Origin of the sequence: Brevundimonas sp. (assembly GCF_050729455.1) — a bacterium.
Taxonomy (GTDB): domain Bacteria; phylum Pseudomonadota; class Alphaproteobacteria; order Caulobacterales; family Caulobacteraceae; genus Brevundimonas.
In genome coordinates this window covers 63,688-82,707 of record NZ_JBOHLI010000003.1, presented here as the reverse complement: position 1 = coordinate 82,707, position 19,020 = coordinate 63,688, and the positions used below count along the sequence as shown (strand labels likewise).

At 64.8% G+C, this 19,020-nt stretch carries 19 protein-coding genes; 5 read left to right on the top strand and 14 right to left on the bottom strand.

The features are described from left to right. The first annotated feature begins 101 nt into the window (after nt 1-101). Complete coding sequence (locus ACREEF_RS01690) at nt 102-1,301, top strand: tyrosine-type recombinase/integrase (RefSeq protein ID WP_431563881.1); 1,200 nt, start codon at nt 102-104, stop codon at nt 1,299-1,301. Between the two features lie 354 nt (nt 1,302-1,655). Further along, a complete protein-coding gene (locus tag ACREEF_RS01685) occupies nt 1,656-1,841 on the top strand; it encodes a hypothetical protein (protein ID WP_431563880.1) in 186 nt (61 codons plus the stop codon). 64 nt (nt 1,842-1,905) lie between these two features. Here ACREEF_RS01685 and ACREEF_RS01680 read toward each other — a convergent pair whose 3' ends face one another. Both ACREEF_RS01680 and ACREEF_RS01675 read right to left on the bottom strand, forming a co-directional pair. Next, nucleotides 1,906-2,709 (bottom strand): hypothetical protein, encoded by an 804-nt coding sequence (locus ACREEF_RS01680; RefSeq protein WP_431563879.1) that lies wholly within the window; start codon nt 2,707-2,709, stop codon nt 1,906-1,908. Nucleotides 2,710-2,728: 19 nt separating this feature from the next. Continuing rightward, nucleotides 2,729-3,160 carry a hypothetical protein gene (locus tag ACREEF_RS01675; protein ID WP_431563878.1) on the bottom strand — a complete coding sequence of 144 codons (432 nt, stop codon included), beginning with the start codon at nt 3,158-3,160 and terminating at the stop codon, nt 2,729-2,731. Between the two features lie 233 nt (nt 3,161-3,393). On the opposite strand from ACREEF_RS01675, the gene ACREEF_RS01670 reads away from it, so the two are divergent. Continuing rightward, nucleotides 3,394-4,197, top strand: coding sequence for a hypothetical protein (locus ACREEF_RS01670; protein ID WP_431563877.1), 804 nt, complete (start codon nt 3,394-3,396; stop codon nt 4,195-4,197). A gap of 86 nt (nt 4,198-4,283) precedes the next feature. Further along, nucleotides 4,284-6,479, top strand: coding sequence for a hypothetical protein (locus ACREEF_RS01665; protein ID WP_431563876.1), 2,196 nt, complete (start codon nt 4,284-4,286; stop codon nt 6,477-6,479). A gap of 116 nt (nt 6,480-6,595) precedes the next feature. On the opposite strand, the gene ACREEF_RS01660 is transcribed toward ACREEF_RS01665, so the two are convergent. From ACREEF_RS01660 to ACREEF_RS01645, 4 genes are all read right to left on the bottom strand, one after another. Next, nucleotides 6,596-7,597, bottom strand: coding sequence for a HEPN domain-containing protein (locus ACREEF_RS01660; protein ID WP_431563875.1), 1,002 nt, complete (start codon nt 7,595-7,597; stop codon nt 6,596-6,598). Next, nucleotides 7,591-7,881 (bottom strand): conjugal transfer protein TraD, encoded by a 291-nt coding sequence (locus ACREEF_RS01655; RefSeq protein ID WP_431563874.1) that lies wholly within the window; start codon nt 7,879-7,881, stop codon nt 7,591-7,593. Before ACREEF_RS01655 ends, ACREEF_RS01660 begins: the two co-directional genes overlap by 7 nt. Continuing rightward, nucleotides 7,868-8,176, bottom strand: a complete 309-nt coding sequence (locus ACREEF_RS01650; RefSeq protein WP_431563873.1) for a conjugal transfer protein TraD — start codon at nt 8,174-8,176, stop codon at nt 7,868-7,870. The genes ACREEF_RS01655 and ACREEF_RS01650 overlap by 14 nt, the downstream gene beginning before the upstream one ends. A 99-nt stretch (nt 8,177-8,275) precedes the next feature. After that, complete coding sequence (locus ACREEF_RS01645) at nt 8,276-8,707, bottom strand: MucR family transcriptional regulator (protein ID WP_431563918.1); 432 nt, start codon at nt 8,705-8,707, stop codon at nt 8,276-8,278. A 212-nt stretch (nt 8,708-8,919) separates the two neighbouring features. Between ACREEF_RS01645 and traA the strand changes: the two genes are divergently transcribed. Next, the gene (gene traA / locus ACREEF_RS01640; protein ID WP_431563872.1) at nt 8,920-11,154 is read left to right on the top strand and encodes a Ti-type conjugative transfer relaxase TraA; all 2,235 of its coding nucleotides are present in this window, start codon (nt 8,920-8,922) and stop codon (nt 11,152-11,154) included. A gap of 64 nt (nt 11,155-11,218) precedes the next feature. Here traA and virB11 read toward each other — a convergent pair whose 3' ends face one another. From virB11 to ACREEF_RS01600, 8 genes are read right to left on the bottom strand one after another with little or no spacing between them, the layout of a single operon-like run. Further along, entirely contained in the window at nt 11,219-12,226 is a 1,008-nt protein-coding gene (gene virB11 / locus ACREEF_RS01635) for a P-type DNA transfer ATPase VirB11 (RefSeq protein ID WP_431563871.1), read from the bottom strand. Next, the gene (locus ACREEF_RS01630) at nt 12,223-13,335 is read right to left on the bottom strand and encodes a TrbI/VirB10 family protein (protein WP_431563870.1); all 1,113 of its coding nucleotides are present in this window, start codon (nt 13,333-13,335) and stop codon (nt 12,223-12,225) included. Before ACREEF_RS01630 ends, virB11 begins: the two co-directional genes overlap by 4 nt. Then, nucleotides 13,332-14,042, bottom strand: a complete 711-nt coding sequence (locus tag ACREEF_RS01625) for a TrbG/VirB9 family P-type conjugative transfer protein (RefSeq protein ID WP_431563869.1) — start codon at nt 14,040-14,042, stop codon at nt 13,332-13,334. The genes ACREEF_RS01630 and ACREEF_RS01625 overlap by 4 nt, the downstream gene beginning before the upstream one ends. Next, a complete protein-coding gene (locus tag ACREEF_RS01620; protein ID WP_431563868.1) occupies nt 14,039-14,815 on the bottom strand; it encodes a virB8 family protein in 777 nt (258 codons plus the stop codon). Before ACREEF_RS01620 ends, ACREEF_RS01625 begins: the two co-directional genes overlap by 4 nt. Next, nucleotides 14,812-16,032 (bottom strand): type IV secretion system protein, encoded by a 1,221-nt coding sequence (locus ACREEF_RS01615; RefSeq protein WP_431563917.1) that lies wholly within the window; start codon nt 16,030-16,032, stop codon nt 14,812-14,814. The genes ACREEF_RS01620 and ACREEF_RS01615 overlap by 4 nt, the downstream gene beginning before the upstream one ends. A 2-nt stretch (nt 16,033-16,034) precedes the next feature. Next, nucleotides 16,035-18,407: a VirB4 family type IV secretion/conjugal transfer ATPase gene (locus ACREEF_RS01610; RefSeq protein WP_431563867.1), complete on the bottom strand. Its 2,373-nt coding sequence runs from the start codon at nt 18,405-18,407 to the stop codon at nt 16,035-16,037. Next, on the bottom strand, nt 18,386-18,670 hold the full coding sequence (locus ACREEF_RS01605) for a type IV secretion system protein VirB3 (RefSeq protein ID WP_431563866.1): 285 nt from the start codon (nt 18,668-18,670) through the stop codon (nt 18,386-18,388). Before ACREEF_RS01605 ends, ACREEF_RS01610 begins: the two co-directional genes overlap by 22 nt. 4 nt (nt 18,671-18,674) lie before the next feature. Further along, on the bottom strand, nt 18,675-19,001 hold the full coding sequence (locus tag ACREEF_RS01600; RefSeq protein WP_431563865.1) for a TrbC/VirB2 family protein: 327 nt from the start codon (nt 18,999-19,001) through the stop codon (nt 18,675-18,677). Between the last annotated feature and the right edge of the window lie 19 nt (nt 19,002-19,020).

Genomic DNA, 19,020 nt, shown 5'->3' with positions numbered 1-19,020 from the left:
ATTTGTCCACGCTCAAGGCCTGCTCAGGGCCTATCCAGCCAATGGAGAGTCAAGGACTTAGGCCCTGAGGCGACACAAACCCTGCACAGGGAGCCGCCCCGATGGCCTTTTTGATCGACCCCCAGGAGCTGAAGCCTGGCCTCATCCTTTTCCGCCGCGCGGACGTTCAGCACCGCAACTGGTACTGCCGCATCAGAGTGCCCGGCTCGGACCGATACAAGACGGTCTCGCTCCGCACCGCCGACGTGACGGCGGCTAAGGAAGCCGCCTTCGACGCCCACGCGGATCTGCGCTTTCGAGTGAAGCATGATGTCCCGGTGTTCGACCGGACCTTCGCCCAGATCGCTAAGATGTACGTCGACCATCAGCAGGCCCGCTCCGAGGCCGGTGAGATCACTCACCATCGCTGGGAGGTGGTGGAGTCCATCATTCGCGCCCAGATTAATCGCTACGTGGGCGCCAAGCAGATCGCTCACGTCTCTCACGACGACTTCCTGGGTTATCCCCTCTGGCGCCGCCAGAATGGGCAGGGTCGCGGCGGACGACCTGTGTCGGACGCCACCATCCGATATGAGATGTCCATCTTCCGTTCCGTCATCGCCTTCGCTGTTGGCAAGCGGTTCGTGCCGGAAAGTCATGTCTACAAGGGCAAGCTGCCGCTAGCAAAGGTACGCCGGGAGGAGTTCACTCCTGAGGAGTATCGCAAGCTCCATACCTTCGCGCGCGGCTGGATCAAGCGCGCTAAGACCAAGAAGTTCGAATGGCACCGTCAACTCGCCTACAACTTCATTTTGATCATGTGCAACACGGGCATGCGCCCGGCTGAGGCCAAGAACCTCCGTTGGAGAGACGTAGCAATCCGCACCGACGCTGACGGCCGGCGGATGGTTGTTCTTCACGTGCGTGGAAAGGACAAGTCTCGACAGCTGGTTGCGGCCGGGAACGTTGCTGACTACCTGGAGCGAGTTCGCTCCCTGACAACCACCAATGAACCGGCGCCCGAGGGCGCCGTCTTCGTCAACGGCAAGGGTGATCCCGCAGCCACCCTCTATGCCGACCAGATCGAAGCGCTGTTGAGAGAAGCAGGCCTGCTTCTCAGCGCGTCGGGCAGCACGCGTTCCACCTATTGCTTCCGGCACACCTACGCGACCTTCCGCCTGACGGAGGGCGTGGATGTCTATTTCCTATCGAAGCAGATGGGGACGTCGGTGAAGATGATTGAAGATCATTATGGCCACATCAACCCGGTGAAGAATGCGGCGCGCATACTGCAAGGTCTGCCGGGTTGGGAGGCAGCTTAGCTGCCACAACCCGACATTGGCTTCGCGCGCCGACAATCGGTCGTTCGCGTTGGATCAGACCAGATATCGCCTGCACCAGGCGATCGACAGCGAAGGCGGCGAGGAAGGGTCGTGCGGAATTGCGTAAGCTGATCGCCTGGACTTCATTCCGCTGGAAGCCCTGGGCAAGTTCCATCGGTAGCCTGGTCGTCATGCTGGACCCGGGCGGAACCCTGGAGGCACAAAATCCCCGTAGCGAGGGCTGCTGGGTTCGGGATTTTGGGTGCGGGAGCCCGCTTGGGCCACCGTAACATCAACAGCACGGTGGATATTCCCGCCTAGCCTCCGCCCCCGTGCTGGGCCCTGCGACGTGAGTTGTGGCATGCCCTAAGCCTCACGGGCCAGCCCCGCCTGATCACCCCTCATGTCAGGATAGTCCGCCATCATGTCTTCGACTTCACGCCGGCTTCTTCCGCCCTGATCTTCGGCCCCGACGGCGTGGGGGAGTTCGGACGGGCCTATCGCTACGCCCTGGCCGATGGCGCGGCCACCCTCAGCTAGGCCGTCTCGACCCGTCCCGTATTTTAGTCTGACCATCTGCAGCCCTCGAACAGTTCCGCCCCCGTCAAACCTGCGGAGAGGCCGACATCCCATCATTTGAAGGTTGGAGGCTGGCGCAATCCTTGGCGTCGAAATCGAAGAGCGCTTCTGCCGATCCAACTTCGGGCGCGTCGAGCGCTACCGCATACTGAACCGCGCGAGTACACAGTACCAGGGATATGTCCGCAACGTACCGCCTGCGGCCGCCGGCGAGGATGTACCACCCGTCCCAGCTCTCTCTGAACACCTCAACGCCGCTGGCGGCATAACCGATGAGCGTGACCCTGGACGGCCTCACGAAGCTTCCGCCAGCGTTCCAGACGGTAACCCCAAGCGCCCCTGCTTCAATATCCACTTTCTCGATACTGGGGCGCGACGGTCCCTCCGGCATTCCTATGAAAACAGGTAAGTCGATAACTGGAACGATCTCAATCTGGTCCTGCGGCGTCGCGCCATCCGAAACCGGACGAATAACGATCCGATAAGTTCGCTCTCCGGTAGGCAGGTCCGAAACGAATCTAACGTCGACCGACTCGCGCTCCCCGGGCGCAAGGGAGAGTTCAGAAGGCCTTATCGTGACGTCATCGGTCTGCGAGAGAATCGGTTTGCCGTCTTCTCCTTGATCCCAACGCATCGCGCTGAGGACATATCGGCGCAGAGTGTCGCTGTTGCTGGTCAGGACAAGGCTAGCTGGCTGATCCGCACCAGGAATGAACAGGCGTGTTGGAGAGGGAACCGGGTCTGCCGCGGCCGTTGCTCCAAAAGCGAGAAGGGCCGCCGCCAAGATGAATGATCGCAGTTTGGCCATGATGCACCGGCGGGCGCTCATGCGCCCGCCGGCCCCTTGATCAGTAGGAATAGTTGACCGTGAGCTGAAGCGGCGTGCTCACCATCGACGAACTCAAAACTTGCGTGCTGGTCGAGTTCACACGCACCCGGAAGAAGAAGGGTTGAAGGCTGCCGACTCCAGCATGGAAGTTCGTCGAACCGGAATTAAAGCCGCTCAGAGGGGCGCAAATGCTCCCTGACGTGCGGCAATGGGTGATCTTGAACGACATGCCTGCCGGCGCGCCCGAATAGGTCGCGTACCAGGACGTGCTGGTGATCACGGTGCCGCTCGGCTGCGCCTGCGGATTGATGTTTCCCGAGTTATAGTCGGTATTGGTCTGGCGGATGACGGGCGCGGAGACGGTGCCATACCAGTTTCCTGTTTGAGCACTCGCGGACGCGCTGGCGAGGACGGCGACCCCGCCCGCAAAGGCGGCGACGAAGAATTTCAACCTAGACATTGCAAAACCCCCAAATAACATCGCTATTTGCGACTACCAAGCTATACAACCTTGAATTTGTACGGTCCATGCAAGATCGGCAATATTTACCCTCCATGGCGATATTTTCTCACCAGTCGCACAGATAAAGTCCTAATAATGGGCTGAAACAAAAGAATAAATTTTCAACTCGGTTTGGCGCACGCTTTGCTAGGCGTGGTTGTAGGCCATAAAGGAGTCTCGTGATGCTGATCGGGTCCACAAGCCCCGCACCTTACACGCAAAGGCTACGTCTTGCCGCTGCGCCTTCGGCGGTCCCGAACTCCCAAGGCGCTCCAGGCGCGGCTCCGCGATCCAATATGCGAACTGCAGCGCTGTTCTCAGACGGACAGTTCGTCGGCTCGGCCCAGCTCACTTCTTCTGCCAATCTTTCAGCCCTGTTCCAGCTTGTCGACGGCAAGGTTCAGCACGGCGATCTGGGCAGCCCAGTCATCAAGCGGGGCGTAACACTTGATACGCCGCTGGAGCATATGGCGAAGTTCATGGCCATGGGGCCCGAGGAAACCTGGAGCACGTCCGATCGCACGGTGGCCAGGGATCTGGCGAAGATCACCGACAACGACAAAGCCATGTTCCGCCAGATAACGGGCTACAATCTTTTCATAAGCGGTCCGGCTGCGATGATCGTCGATGATGAAGGAAACGCCCCCTCCGAAGCTGAAGCCGCGGCGGCGGACGAACTGTTCCAGCGTATGCGTTATGTTCGTGAGAGCGGACACGAGATCGATGCGGCCTGGTTTAGCGGGATTTCAGGAGACCTCGCAACGGCAGGGCACCCTGACTTCCCTTCGGACTGGAATGACAAAGCTGAAAAATGGTTCGATCAATACTTCGAGGCTCGCAAGGATCGGCCTTCATTGGGGGAGGATAAAGACGAGGGCCAGGTGAGATCGGAAGTCAGCGCTGCCATCGCCGCCTATGCCGACACTTCCGGATTTGGCTACTCGGGCACCGCAGTCTCAAAGCCCGTCATGCTGGTGAATGCGTAACCTCCACATCGCGATCCGGGTCGACTACACATTCCTTCCTTAGAGTGCCTGAGAATCCTCCAACCCAGATCACGAGACTCCACCGGATGCTGTGGCGATTTTCCTTTCTCGCGCTTTCTAGCATCTTTCCGTTGGCTCTCCCCGCACACGCCATTGAGGCATCGCCTTCGCCGGCTGCTCAACAGGCCCCAACACCGGAAGAGCCTGCGATCGAGATTGACCCGGTAGATGTCTTCGCCAAGCGCCGCCCCTTGCTCGCCCGACCCGAGCGCGAGATCGAATCCACGGAGATCGACGCCCTCGGCGCACACAATATCGGCGACGCCATCACACGACTGAGCCGCGCCTATGGTTTGGAGGCACCGCCAATTGTCATCATCAACGGCCGCAGGGTGGCGTCACCGCAGGACTACCTCGACTTCCCGCCTGACGCGCTGGAGCGCCTTGAGGTCATGCCTCGCGGCTCCGGCGCGCTTTACGGCGGAGGCGCATCCGACCGGGTCCTGAATCTCGTTCTACAGCCGCGCTATAGAGGTCGTGATGGAACATGGAGCGGCGGGCGCCCCACGAACGGCGGGCAATCCCTACTTCTCAGCGGGCTGCGTCAGGCAAGCATCAACAACAATGACACCGGATTGATCGAAATCCGTGCGTCCCGGGATACATCTCTTCGCGCCGCAGAACGAGAGACAGAAGGCGGAGCCGTTGGTCCGCCTGACACCTCCCTCAGGCCTGAAAGCAACGTTCTCTCCGCAAATCTGAGCATGAACCGCTCCATCGGCGCCTGGGCCGCTTCCGCGAGCATCAATGCGCGGAGTCAAACCGATCGTGCGATCACCTCAGTTAGTGACCAGCCGGTCCAGACGAATCGAGATTTGGAGACATTGACACTTACTGGCGGCCTCGGAGGTGACGTTTCGGGCTGGAATTTCCAGTTTGGCATGATGGGGACTGCAGTCGAGGCGGAGCAATCGGGCGTATCGAACACGCAAACCCGGAATCGAAACCTGTCCGCCAACGCCACTGCTGATGGGAGGCTGCTTGAGCTGCGAACAGGACCGATCACAACAAGCCTAACCGGACGCGCCACCTGGACGCGCTCGGAGGCGAGCGGCGATCTGGACGAGCGCGCGCCAGAAACAAGCCAGATTGTCGATCTCTCCGGCGCCCTCACCATTCCTCTCTCGCGCCGCAGCGGAGAAGAAGCCGACGGCCGGGACCTCAAATCACTGATGGGAGACACCGTGCTGACGGTGGGCGGCTCATATCAGAGCGCGGGCGGCCAGGCGGACGGCAATGGACTGAATGGTGCTTTGACCTGGAGCCCTCTTGCTAGGCTCAGCGTCAACCTTTCCTGGTCGAACCTGTTCAGTAACCCTACGAACACACAACGGTTTGATCCCACATTTTTCGGCGCGCCGCGCAAGATATTCGACCTGTCGAGAGGCGAAGTCGTGGAGGTTCAGCCACTTTTGGGCGGAAACCCGAGATTGGCTCCCCAAGCCTCAGAGCAACGCTCGATCGCTGTCTCAATCGGCCCATTCACGGCCCTGGACTTCGCGGGAAGCATGAGCCTGCGGTCCAATCGGGACAGCGGGGCGATCGGGTCGCTGCCGCCCCTTACCCCCGCGGTCGAGGCTGCGTTTCCCGAGCGGTTCACAAGAGATGCGAACGGCAGGCTGGTCGGCGTGGACCAGCGACTGACCAATATCGACCGATCGAAGGACGACGCTCTGTCCTCCAACCTCATGCTCGGCCTTCCTGCGCGGTGGCTTTTCCTGGCTGGCGCTTCGAACGACGCAAACGTCCGCTTCTCAGTCAATCATACTTGGCGTCTTCGCAGCCGCATGACGCTCCGCGATGATCTGAAAGAACTGGACAGATTATCCGGAGACGGTGGAGGAACTGCTCGTCACGAGTTGACCGCACAAATTGACGGTCAGGTCGGCGCATTCGGTTTTAACGGCGGTCTCAGATGGAGGGACGGATACCGCGTCAGACGCGAGATCGACCGCGACACGGCAGATGATCTGCAGCATTCGAGTTTCCGCACGATCGATATCAAACTGAGCTACTCGCTGGTCCGGGCGCTGGGGCAGGCCGCGGATGCGACCTCTCAGCGGATGGGGACAAGCACTCGATTGGAATTTGAGATCGCTAACCTTCTTGACGACCGCCCGCTGGCTCGACTGGGGGACGGCCGCCGAGCCCCTGGCTATGGGCGAGATTCTCAAGACCCGGTCGGCCGCGTCGTTCGCTTCTCAGTCAGCGCTCGCTTCTGACCCAAGCGCTGATAGCCAACTCCACGCCGCCATAGCTCAGCACGTTTTCACACAGCCTCAGTCCACAAGAGCCATTAGCCAAGTCTATCAAGCATAAAGGCTGCATCTGGGGCATTTCAGCCTTCGCTGGCGTCGCTCAACAAGTTTAATCGAGCTTGGCAAATCGACCCCACCAAGTCTTGGAGCATTTTCAGTCGCTCCAGCATCCAAGCCAGTTCCTCAGCGGTCACACGGTAATGCTCCGAATAACGGGCCTTCACATAGGCTGCGCGCAAAAGCTCGAAGCACCGCTTCTGGAACTTCGTATCCGTCGGCCAGACCTCCGCCAGTCGCGCGTCGATCGGCTCGGCTGCATTCCGCAACCGGACCAGGTTGTGGGACTTTGGCGTGTACAGCGTCGCGACGAGCAGGACCGCATTGTAGAAGTGCTCGGCCGCCTGATGCAGATCGAAGGCTGCGATCTTGGGCGCCTCGTCATCGATGGCGTGCTGCGCTTGCCGAAGGAACTGTTGACCTGCCGTGAAATGCTCGCGGTAGAATTTCTCAGCTTCCTTTAGCGCGGCGTCGCTCGGCAGAGGCTGAGGGTTGGCAAACGGTTGATCCGCCTCCTCAAACAGCACTACCCCCTCACGCACGATGTCCGCGAAGAAGTACCGGCCCTGGATCAGTTGATCGTTCACGTCTTCGAGCGAATGAATGATCAGGTCGGCCGGGGTGCGCAGATTGGCGCCCGAAGCGAGGTCCGCGCGCAGGCGTTTTTCGGCGCCCTGCCAGAACTCCAGCACGTCTGTCAGCTTCTCGTCGCTGACGACGACCAGTAGATCGAAGTCGGAGAAGTAGCGGCCGACCGGATCCTCGACCCAGTCACCTCGGGCGTATGATCCGTAGAGGATGACCTTGAGGATCTGGCCGTGCTTCACGCCCTCGGCGCGCCGGTTAGCGATAGTCTTGCCGAACTCGTCCTTGATGACGCCGAGCACGTGCTCCAGCTCGCGGCGTTTGCCGAGCGGCAGATGGTCAAGACTCGTCTTCATCCGGCGAGTCTTGCCGTTACCGCCGCGCTTCGCAAGGCGAAGCTCCTCGCGGCCGGCTCTGTGGTATTCGCGACGGATCACCATGGGGCGGGAGCATCGCCGCTGGGGGACTCCTTGTCACCCCTGAAGGCGCGCCGTCCCCGGTGCGCCAGAACCGCCATAGCCTCGTCGCGCCGATCAGAATGCAGCATGGCGGCGACGACAAGCAGGCCGCCGAGAATGGCGTTGCGGTCGTCGCCGGTCAGTTCGACCAGCCCGGCCTTCTGCACCAGACCGCCCAGTTCAATCAGATGCCGGGTGCGGGCGCGCCGGGCATCCTGACGTTCGCGATGATCGGCCCGCCGCTGCATGGCTTCAGCCCGGCGCATCAGGGCTGGAAGCCGGGCCAGCCCTAGGGTCGTTGCGCGAAGCGCCCGGCGCAGGGGCGCGCGTCCGTTCGCCGCGAAAGAAGGCTTCGCCCCGCTGGCGCCATTGGCCTCGGGTCTGGTCGTTCTTCTCGGCTGCTGCGGCGCTCAGCGCGCCCATGAGAATGTCGGCGCCTAGGGCGTCGGCGCCGCTGGCGATGACGAGTTCGCCGAGTTGGCTGACCCGGCGCGCCTTCAGCACGGCGGCGCGTTCCGCCAGCGCTGCGAGTTCGGCGTCGATATCCTTGGGTTTTCGCATGATGGCGGCTCTCTCTTCCTACGAAGAGCCGCCATCATGCTTGCGTCCCGCCTTACGCGCGCCCCCGTAAGTCTGCGGTGGTGCGCGGGCGTAAGCGGCCTACTTGGTCGCCGGTTTGCGGCCGCGCTTGGCGGGCTTGCGACCGCCCTGTCCGAGGCCCATCGACTTGGCCAGTTCCGACCGCGCGGCGGCGTAGTTAGGCGCCACCATCGGATAGTCCTTCGGCAGGCCCCACTTGGCGCGATAATCCTCCGGGGTGAGGCCGTACTTCTGGGCCAGATGGCGCTTCATCGACTTGAAGGGCTTGCCGTCCTCCAGGCAGATGATGTGGTCCGGGGTGATGCTCTTGCGGATCGACACCGCAGGCGCCTGTGGCTCGGGCTCCGGCGCCGCACCCTGCGTCGTGCCGGCCAGGGCGCCATGCACGCCCGCGATCAGGCGCGGCAGGGCGTCGGCGGCGATGGCGTTGTTCGACACGAAGGCCGAAACGATATCGGCGGTCATGCCGATCAGGTCGGTCTCGGCGGTCAGCTCATCCATGCATTCAGGTCCTAGCGGTGGGGGAGTAGGTCAGCTCAGCCTTGCACGTCCCCTCATGCCTGGAAACCGGACGCGATGAAGGATCGCGGCTTTCCGCCTCCGTAGACTTGCGGGACGCCAGTCCCCGTCACGACGGACATGCTGTCCGGAGTGCGCGCTTATACGTCGTTCCGACGTGCGCTTTGCTTCGGGGCGCTGCGGTCGTGGCCATCTACCACTTCTCCGCCAAGGTTATCTCCCGCTCGACCGGCCGCAGCGCCGTGGCGGCGGCGGCCTATCGCTCGGCGTCGCGGTTGTTCGACGAGCGCACCGAACAGCCCTTCGACTACAGCCGCAAGTCCGGCGTGCTGCATTCGGAGATCCTGTTGCCAGACGGCGCGCCCGAGCGCTGGTCCGACCGACAGGTGCTCTGGAACGACGTCGAGTGGGGCGAGAAGCGCAAAGACGCCCAGCTCTGCCGCGAGATCGAGTTCGCCCTGCCCAGAGAGATGAAGCCCGACGACGCCATCGATCTGGCCCGCGCCTTCGTCGAGCGGGAGTTCGTGCGGCGCGGCATGGTCGCCGATCTGAACGTCCATTGCGACATCGGCGAGGACGGCCTGCCGAAGCCTCATGCGCATGTGATGCTGGCGCTCCGGGAGGTGGGCGCCGATGGTTTCGGCGCCAAGGCGCGGGACTGGAACAGCACCGCCCTTCTGGAACACTGGCGCGAAGCCTGGGCGGAGCATGTGAACGTCCGTCTGGCCGAACTCGACCACGACATCCGCATTGATCACCGCAGCCTCAAGGACCAGGGCATCGACCTTGAGCCCCAGTTCAAGATCGGCCCTGCCGCCGCGCGATCTGAAGCGCGCGGACGGGCCTCCGAATGGGCTGAACAGCACCGCGACATTGCACGCCGAAACGGCGAGCGACTGCTGCGCAATCCGGCCGCCGCGCTCGAAACCCTGACCCACACGCAGGAGACCTTCACCCGCCATGATCTGGCGCGGTTCGTCTTCCGCCATACCGACGGCAAGGAACAGTTTGACCGGCTCCACGCCAGAATACTGGCGTCGCCGGAGTTGGTGCCTCTGGGAGCCGACGAACGCGGGCGGGGGCGCTTCACCAGCCGCGATCTGATCCGCGCACAGGAGGCCATGCTCCGGGCCTCAGACCGGCTGGAGAGCCAGCCTCATCGCGCCATCACCGATCGGTCGGCCGATGCGGCTAGGGCCGAGATGGCGGCCTTGGGGCGACCGCTCGGTGATGAACAGGTGCTGGCCCTGGCGCACGTGCTGTCGGCAGGGTGTCTGGCGACGGTCGTCGGTTACGCGGGGACCGGCAAGAGCACGGCGCTGGGCGTCGCGCGCGCGGCTTGGGAGGCAGAGGGCTATCGGGTCGTGGGGGCGGCGCTTAGCGGCATCGCGGCAGAGAATCTGGAGAAGGGGTCCGGCATCCCGTCGCGGACGCTGGCGAGCCTGGAATACGCTTGGGCGCGCGACCGGGACCGCCTGACGCGCAACGATGTGCTGGTGATTGATGAGGCAGGCATGGTCGGGACGCGCCAGATGCGCCGCATCCTCGAAGCGGCCGAGCGCGGCGGCGCCAAGGTCGTGATGGTCGGTGATCCGGAGCAGCTTCAAGCCATTGAAGCTGGGGCGCCGTTCCGGCGGCTGGTTGAGCGGCACGGCGCCATGGAAATCACCGAGGTGCGCCGTCAGCGCGACGACTGGCAGCGGACGGCGACCCGGGAGTTGGCGACGGGGCGAACCCAGGCGGCCATCGAGCGCTACGACGCCGCCGGCGCCGTCCATGGGCACGACACTCGAGAGGAGGCGCAACGGGCGTTGGTGAAGGACTGGATGGCGGATCGGGTGCGCGATCCAGCCGGGTCGCAGGTGCTGCTGGCCTACACGAGGGCGGACGTGGCGAAACTAAACTGGCTGGCGCGGGAGACGCTGCGAGCGGCTGGAAAACTGGGGCCGGATCAGGCGGTCGAGACCACGAACGGCGAACGGCCCTTCGCGGTCGGGGAGCGGGTCATGTTCCTGCGGAACGAACGCTCGCTCGGGGTCAAGAACGGGACGCTCGGGACGCTGACGGGGCTCGATCGATCAAGAATGACAGTCCGGCTGGATGACGGCCGAACCCTGCGGTTCGACCGCAAGGAATATGCGGACCTGACGCATGGCTACGCCGCCACGATTCACAAGATGCAGGGCGCGACGGTCGACAAGGCCTACGTTCTGGCCAGCCGCCACATGGATCGTCATGCGGCCTATGTGGCGATGAGCCGGCATCGAGACGCAACGAAGTTGCGGTTTGGGCGCGAGGATTTCGCGACGACGAGAGAGCTTGCTCGCTCATTGGCCGGGAGGCGAAACCCACACGATCTTGCCCAGTATGTCGGGCAAAGTTGGAAAGGCACGGCCAAGGAGCGTTCTCGTACACGCTAGTTTCAGGCTATGCCGCTGTCTTGTGGGCAAGCGTCTAAAGTGAGCGAGGCGCGTTGATAGCTGTTTAAGCTTGGGAGTTGTCCAACCGTAAGGCGATCCCCGACACGACCCTTCGTCCGCTGGCGCGCGTCAACTGCACATAGACGTCGATGGTCGAGCGCACGTAGTGGATGACATCCTCGCGCTTTAACCGAGTTCCGCCCTGTAACACCAAGAGGGCGATCTGTTCGACGGCGCGTTCGGGGCTGTCGGCGTGGACGGTCGTCATCGACCCCGGATGACCCGTGTTGACGGCGCGCAGGAAGGTGTAAGCTTCGGGACCGCGCAGTTCCCCCAGGATCAACCGGTCTGGCCGCATGCGCAGCGAGGCATTCAGCAGGTCCTCCCCAGTGACAGCGGCCTCGCCCAGGGCGCTGCGCGCCGCGAGCAGGCCGACGGCGTTGGGATGGTGCAAATGAAGTTCGGGCGTGTCCTCGATGAAGATCAGCCGCTCTGCGATCGGGATCTCTCGCATCAGGGCGTTGAGGAAGGTCGTCTTGCCGGTGGAGGTGCCGCCGGAGATCAGGATGTTGCGCCGGCCTTTGACGGCGGCGGAGAGCAGTCCGGCGACGTCGCCGGACACCAAACGCTCCTGGAGAAGTGCGTTCAGGTCCGACGGATGACCGACTGCGCCGAGTTGCGTGTTCTCGAAGGCGCCGGAGGCGACGTAGTCGTCCAGCGTGAGGTCAGACGAGACGTGCTTGCGGATGGCCAGGGCGATGTGGCCCCGCGTCGCCGGGGGGATGATGATCTGCACCCGCTCGCCGCCCGGCAGGGCGGCGGACAGGATGGGGTGTTCGCGATTGACGCCTTGGTGGGCGTAGGCGGCGATCTGACGCGCGAGGCGCATGAGCACGTCGTGGGTGAGGCCCGCGACCTGATGTTGCTCGATCCCGCCGCCCAGGGTTTCCGCCCAGAGCTCGCCGGGGGCGTTGACGTAGATGTCGGTGACGTCCTCGCGGGCGAGAATGTCAGCGAAGGGCGCCAGATAGCTGCGGAGATAGACTTGGCCGTCGGGGAGCGGGCGGGTCACCGCTTCGCCTCGCCCGATGGGAACTCCAGATCGCGGGCGATGAGGGCTGTGACCCTGACGCCGGCGTCTACGCGAAGGGTCGGCTGGGGCCGGGACGGTGTGGCCGAGGCGGCTGCGCCCTGGATGGCGCCCGGCAGAGCGACTACGACGGGGGCGTCGCGGTTGAGGCTTTGTCCGGCCAGATTGGCGCCCACGTTCAGGGTGGTCTGCAGCAGGGCGTCGCCGAAGCGCGCCAGGAAGTGGTTGTTGACGCGGCCCGGAATGCCGGCGCGGCCCTGGATGTCGGCGGCCGGCGACGCCAGGGCGATCGTGACCCCGTCCGGTCGGACGAGACGGGTCCATTGGACGAGGGCCCGCCTTTGGCCCGCCGCCATGTCGGCCTGGTACTCGCCGAACAGCCGCGTGCCGCGAGGGATGAGGATGCGGCTGCCGTCGAACCCGGTCACGTCGCGAGACACGATGGCTCGGACGTGGCCGGGTCGCGTGGAGTCCAGAGCCGTCTCAAGCACCGCCTGGATCAGCGTGCCCTGAGGGACTGTGGTGGCGCGGCGACCAGGTTGCGTCGCCCGGATCGAACTATCTTCCGCCTTCTCTGCCGTCGCGGCGCTGTCAGGGTTGGAGATCGTCGCCGATCCTGTGGTGGTGTCGATCACCAGAACCGCGCTGCCTGAGGCGGATTGCTGAAGGGGGGCGGCCATCGGCGGCGGCGATGAAGCCCAGGGCGGCGGCGCGTAGTTGGGCGGCGGAGGTTGAGGCGCGAAAGGCGAAGCCGGGGGCTGAGGGGACGCCTGTTGCAGCGGCGGCGCCGCCGTCAGAATCTCTGTCGTCTCGGCAAGCGGCGGAGCTGGCGGAGGCGGGGGCTCAGGAATGATGTAGAGCGGCGGAAGGGCCGCCGACATCTGCATCGCATCCGTCGTTCGGGCTTGCGTCGTCGGCGCGGTCAGGACGCGGCGCTGAGCGTCCAGAACGCTGAACAGCAGGATGCCCCCCAAGGCGACGCCGCCGATGAGGAGCCAGACGGGGGCGTCGCCGCCGCGCCTGGCGACGATGGGGCGGATGTCCGCCTCGCTGGCCCCTTGGAGGCGGGGATCCTTGACGTGGACGTTCACCGGGCGGACCTGGGGCGGATACGATTGGCGCGCGCGGTTTGGCGCTCCAGCCGGAAGAGCAGCGCCGGATGGACGGCGTCCACCACATAGCGCCCGTCTCGCATATGTCCGTCGAGAAGAACCTCGTCGCCGCGTTCGTCTATGGCGAAGACCGCCGGAAGCGTCTGTTGTGCGCGCCACTCGACATAGGTGCGCACGCCGTCGTCGCTGATCGCGCTCGGACGCAGGGCGCGGGCGCCGCTCAGCCTGTACCGGCCGACTTGTACGGCGGTGGCTTTGGTTGCGTCTTGGGAAAGGCTGTCGGGATAGGCGAAGCGCACGGTGTAGGGCGTCTCGGCGGTCGGGCCGTAGGCAGCCGACAGCTCGAAGCTGTAGACGCGTGCGTCGGTGATGACCGTCATATTGGTCACGCCGTTCGAGCGCAGCGGCTTGAGGAAGAGGGCGTCGCCGCGGCGGTTGAGCGTCGCCTGCCAGACCTCGCTGTCGCCGATGGCGACATTCTCCACCCGCTCATCGGGACTGAAGATCAAGGTCATCTGGTAGTTGGTCGCGGCCGTGAGGCGCACGACCTGGGCAGGATCGTAAGGGATGACGCGCAGGCGCGGATCGCTCGGGGTTTGGGCTGACGCCTCGATGGCGGCGGGCGGCGTCTGGGCGACGGCCGGCGCGCCGAGCAGCAGGGCAAGTAGGGGGATGAGGCGTTTCACGGCGTCACCTCCCCCGGGGAGCCGGCCATGACGTCTTCCGCCTCAATCGGCACGGCGTCCTGGATGTCACGCGTGAGCGTAGCATCGACCGGGGTCAGGGTCTCGGGATCGCGCCGGTACTTCAGCACCTGGAAGCCCAGGGGGTTGAGGAAGCGGTCCTCCGCCGACATGGGCTCGCCGGAGAAGCGATACTCGACGGTGGCGACCCAGGGTACGGCGGAATGATAGGGGCCGTCGGCGTCGCGCCGAACGGTCTCGAAGCGAACGAGCGCCGACCGATCGTCCAGGCGCGACACGCTCTTCACGCGCGCCTCGATAGCGGAGGTGCGAGGATAGCGCGTCAGTGGGCTGTCGATGTTGGAAGCCTGCATGTGCGCCAGATAGTCCGAACGCGCCTGTTCCGCCGACCACAGGCCGACCTTGCGGTAGTCGGTCTGGAGCGTGGCCATGTCGAAGCCTTCGCGGGCGATGACGTATTGAACCAGCATGGACTGGACCAGGGCCTTGTCCGGCGTGATCTGACCAGGATCCAGCGGTTTGAGCGCCTGGACGAAACCGGTCGTGCGATCAACCATCAAGGTATAGGGCTCGACCGTCTTCAGCGGCATCAGCACGATGAGGGCGCAGGCCTCGGCCACGGCCACGGCGGCGGCGGCGCCAGCCACGATCCATGCGACACGACGCGATCTCTGAAGGCCCGAGACCTTGTCGGTCGCCCAGCTTCCGGCTTCACGATAATAGGCGTCGAGCGCCTCGCGACTTGATTTCTTCATGAACGACGGTCTCGAAGCACGGCGCTGACGGATTTCCGCGGTCGGGTGCGACGCAGGGCCTGACCAGTGGAGGGAATGGCGAAGTCGTCGCCAGTGTTGAAGCCGCCGCCGGGCGAGCGGCCTGTGGCGACGGCCGGCGCGCCCGTTGACAGGGGCGGCGAACTGGCCCGCTCGCGGCGCTGGGCCGCCATGAGGGCGCTGGCGACGGCCTGGGCGCGAGGCGCGGTGTGTTCCGGTGTGGTCCGTTCCGGCTGCGTCGGGACGGGCTGCGGCTCAGGGCGAGCGGGGGCCGGCGTGTGTGTCTCCTTCATCTCGCTGCGCCCCGACGGGACTTGGACGGTGAAGGCCAGGCGCAGGAGAATGCCAAGTGCGCCGAACAGGGCGAGGGCGAAGGCCAGGCAGATGACCAGAAGCTCGATGGGCGCGACGGCGGCCAGGGCATTGCTCTGCCGCAACTGGATCACCTGGGCCAGCCAGGGCTCGAGCAGGGCCAGTTGAACCCCCAGCACGACGGTCGTGATGACCGACGCCAGCAGGGCGAAAACCAGGGCGCGGATCCAGCCGACAAAGAGGCCGCGGGCCATGTCGAACAGCAAAAGACCGGCGAAGAGCGGCGCCAAGGCCAGCAGCACGCCGGCGGTCAGCCGAACGGCGGCGAAGGCGGCGATGGTGCTGGAAAGAAAGAAGACGCGGGCCCAGCCCAGAGCGGGGTTGTCGGCGATCGGCGTGCGCTGGGCGGGCTCGTTTGGATTGCTCGACGGCAGGACGGCGAGGTCGTCGCGTCCCGTTCCGTAGTTGATCAGACGGATGATCGAGGCGTCGGCGCCCTGAAGTCGATTGATCAGATCGCCGTCGGCGCCGGGAAGGCCAGCGGCGCGGCCAAGCGCCGAACTGAGTTGCGCCGGTCCCTGGACGACGAGGTCGTAGACGACGGTGCGATAGGCGGGCCAGCTGGCGGCGATCGTCAGCACCACGCCGATCTTGACGACGGCCATCACCCCGTCGCGTACCGTCGGCGCCTGGCCGAGCATCATCCGCAGGCCGAACAGGGCGACAAAGATCGTCAGCAGGCCGGTCAGCGCCAGGGCGAAGGGCGAGCCGGGATCGGCCAGGGCCTGGTAGCCGTCGGCGCCGATCGTCTGCGCCTGGCAGTCGATGTGGCGCAGCAGGGTCGAGAGGAAGGCTTCGCCGGTGGACAGTCTGGGACAGGTCGCCATGGTCACGCCCGCTCCAGCAGCGTCGTCATCCAGTTCGCGGGTTCATCACCGACCGAGGCGCGGATATCATCCAGCAGCCGCACCGACCGTTCGCGGCCGGACAGGATCGTCAGGATGTCCTTCTCGCCCGACAGGTCGAGGCGGACGACGACGCTTTCGCCGCCGCGCTTGATCAGGAAGCAGTGGGCGCTGTCCGGCAGGGTGCGGATCAGGTCGTACTCATGCAGCGTCAGGCCGAAGCCCCCGACATAGTCCTCGGCGCGCGCCTTGGCGTTGACCATGAAGATCTGCGTCGCGGCCTGTTCGATGATGGCGCTGGCGATACGGCTTTCCAGCGCGTCCTGGGCGCTCTGGGTGGCGAAGCCGACGATGCCGTTGCGCTTGCGGATGGTCTTTTCCCAATCCTTGATGCGCCGCACGAAGACTTCGTCGTCCAGGGCCTTCCAGCCCTCGTCGACGACGATGATGGCGGGTGAGCCGTCGAGCCGCTCCTCCACCCGGTGGAACAGGTACATCATGGCCGGAGTGCGCACGGCCGGATCGTCCAGCAGCACCGTCATGTCGAAGCCGACGGTCCGCACCGACAGATCGGTCAGGTCTTCGGGGTTGTCGAACAACCAGGCGCGTTCGCCGTCACCCCACCAGGGACGCAGTCGCGACCAGAGATCGCCGGCGTGAGGGCGGTGCCCGCCGCGGAACAGCTCGACCAGATGCCTCAGGCGCCGGTGCGTCTCGGGCTGGTCGTAGCTGGCGCTGACGGCCTCCCTGATCCGCTCCAGCTCTTCGAGATCGGCGCCGCCGGCGAGCTGACTGAGCCAGTCGACCAGGAAGCCCCGATTGGCCGGGGTGTCTTCCAGTTGGAGAGGGTTGAGCCCGGAGGCTTGGCCGGGACGGAGCTGATCATAGCGACCGCCGATGGCGCGGATGAACAGTTCCGCCCCCCGGTCCTTGTCGAAGAAGATGATGCGCGGATCGAGCTTGCGCGCCTGGGCTAGGAGGAAGTTGAGCACGACCGTCTTGCCTGAGCCGGACGGGCCGATGACGGTGAAGTTGCCCAGGTCGCCCTGGTGAAAGTTGAAGTGGTAGGGACCGGCCGCCGTCGTCTCCAGCAGGGTGACGGCGTCGCCCCAGTGCGCGCCCATCGCTTGGCCAGTTGGGAAGTTGTGGATGCTGGCCAGACCGGCGAAATTGTTGGTCGACACCAGTCCGCGCCGGGCGATGTATTTGAAGTTCGCTGGGAACTGGGCCCAGAAGGCGGGCTCCAGTGCGATCTCTTCGCGGACGGCGACGACTCCCATGTCCGCCAGGGCCGCCGTGACCTCGGCGACGCCGGCGTCGACGGCTGCGGGGCTGTCGCCGCGCACGGCGATGGTCATGTGGTGCTCGCCGTAGCCGGCGCGCCCGGCAGCGACGTCGTCCTTGGCCTGGGCCAATTCGCCGCGCAGGGAGACGGCCTCGTCCTCGGCGGACCGCATGCGTCGAAGCGCCAGGTTCATCCGCTCCAGCGCCGCCTGCCGTTCCACGAAGGCGAAGGACTGGGTGATGGTCAGTTCAAAGGGCAGGCGCATCAGCTCGTCGAACATGCCGGGCACGCTATAGGCCGGGTAGTCCTTGATCGAGACGATGCCGAGGAAGCTGCGCGGCAAATGGCCTGCGGCTGAAAGCTCAACGGCTTCCTGACCGAAGCTCACCCTGCGGTAGGGCAGATAGGACCCCAGGTCCTGGCGCGGCAGCAGCACGGGCCGCTCTTCGCCATTGTAGAGCGAGGACAGGAACTCCAGCGGTTCCGAGCAGGCGCCGTTGGGGGTGTCGTAGACGCCGAGCAGGTGCGGTTCGTATTCGCCCAGGGTCGCTAGCAGCGCGTCGCGGCCGGCGTTCAACTGGGCCAGTTCATAGGACAGGCTGGCGTCCGGCGCCTGTCCGGTGCGCGTGACCCAGCTGCGGATCTGGTCGGCCAGACCGATGCGGCCCTGAAGCGGGCGGCGGACCAGGGTCAGGTAGAGGTCGTTGACGAACAACCGCTTGGCGCCCAGCCGGTAGGCCCAGCGGTCGCCGAGGCTCTGCGAGAAGGCGTCGGGGTAGTCGGCGTCGAGGTCGATCTCGGCGCGTCGCCGCACTACGTGGTGATAGAGGGCGAAGCGCGACGTACCGATGGCGCGCAACATGGCGTCGCGTAGGCTCTTGCGATAGTTGAGCTCGCCCGTGTCCGCCGTCTCGAACAGCAGGCCGCGTAGCCGGATCGTTTGCAGCAGCAGGCCGTCGCGCGTCTCCAGCGTATAATCGTCGACATGACGCGCATAGGGCAGGTGAGAGCCTGCCGTCTGTTCGCGCTTCACCGTCTTCGCCCCCTGGCTCAGGGACGGTAGGAGTTGCATCGCCAGATCTTGTGGTTGCGGACGCGCGGGCACTTCCCGATCCGGGTCAGCCACAGGTCGATGATGCGCGGCTCGCGCAGGCACAGCAGGACGCCGACGCCGTGGATGACCAGAGCCATCGGCAGGACCCAGATCGAGCGGAACACCAGGAACAGCTCCACCGCGATCACGGCGTTGATGATGAAGTAGCTGTAAGTGACGCCCGCAAACATCTGCGGGCGCGTCAGGGCCGTGAACAGGGGCGCGCGGTCAAGCTGCTCCAAGGCGTCAGCCGATGACGCCGGCGGTCGAGCGGATGCCGGCTACGATGCTGGCGGCACCGAACAGGATGAAGCAGCCCAGGATGACGACTGCGCCATGACGCCAGTTGATCCGACCGCTCAGCATCAACAGGCCCACGCAGGCCACGGCGATCACAGCGACGACCGTGGCGATGGTGCCCAGCAGGGTGCCTTGCAGCCACTGGACAGCGGAGACGATCGGGCCAGAACCGCGGGGGTCAGCGAGAGTGGTCTGCGCGTGGGCGATGGCTGGGGCTGCCGTAGCTGTTGCCGTCGTGATGGTACGCCAAATGCCCCTGAGAAGCTTGATCATAATCTCTTTGGCGCCTTTG

Bases quoted from the DNA above. Each gene is read 5' to 3' on its own strand.
- ACREEF_RS01615 (WP_431563917.1), bottom strand. From the start codon at position 16,032: ATGGCGACCTGTCCCAGACTGTCCACCGGCGAAGCCTTCCTCTCGACC.
- ACREEF_RS01665 (WP_431563876.1), top strand. From the start codon at position 4,284: ATGCTGTGGCGATTTTCCTTTCTCGCGCTTTCTAGCATCTTTCCGTTG.
- ACREEF_RS01670 (WP_431563877.1), top strand. From the start codon at position 3,394: ATGCTGATCGGGTCCACAAGCCCCGCACCTTACACGCAAAGGCTACGT.
- ACREEF_RS01660 (WP_431563875.1), bottom strand. From the start codon at position 7,597: ATGGTGATCCGTCGCGAATACCACAGAGCCGGCCGCGAGGAGCTTCGC.
- ACREEF_RS01610 (WP_431563867.1), bottom strand. From the start codon at position 18,407: ATGCAACTCCTACCGTCCCTGAGCCAGGGGGCGAAGACGGTGAAGCGC.
- ACREEF_RS01650 (WP_431563873.1), bottom strand. From the start codon at position 8,176: ATGCGAAAACCCAAGGATATCGACGCCGAACTCGCAGCGCTGGCGGAA.
- ACREEF_RS01620 (WP_431563868.1), bottom strand. From the start codon at position 14,815: ATGAAGAAATCAAGTCGCGAGGCGCTCGACGCCTATTATCGTGAAGCC.
- ACREEF_RS01655 (WP_431563874.1), bottom strand. From the start codon at position 7,881: ATGCGCCGGGCTGAAGCCATGCAGCGGCGGGCCGATCATCGCGAACGT.
- ACREEF_RS01600 (WP_431563865.1), bottom strand. From the start codon at position 19,001: ATGATCAAGCTTCTCAGGGGCATTTGGCGTACCATCACGACGGCAACA.
- ACREEF_RS01690 (WP_431563881.1), top strand. From the start codon at position 102: ATGGCCTTTTTGATCGACCCCCAGGAGCTGAAGCCTGGCCTCATCCTT.
- ACREEF_RS01680 (WP_431563879.1), bottom strand. From the start codon at position 2,709: ATGAGCGCCCGCCGGTGCATCATGGCCAAACTGCGATCATTCATCTTG.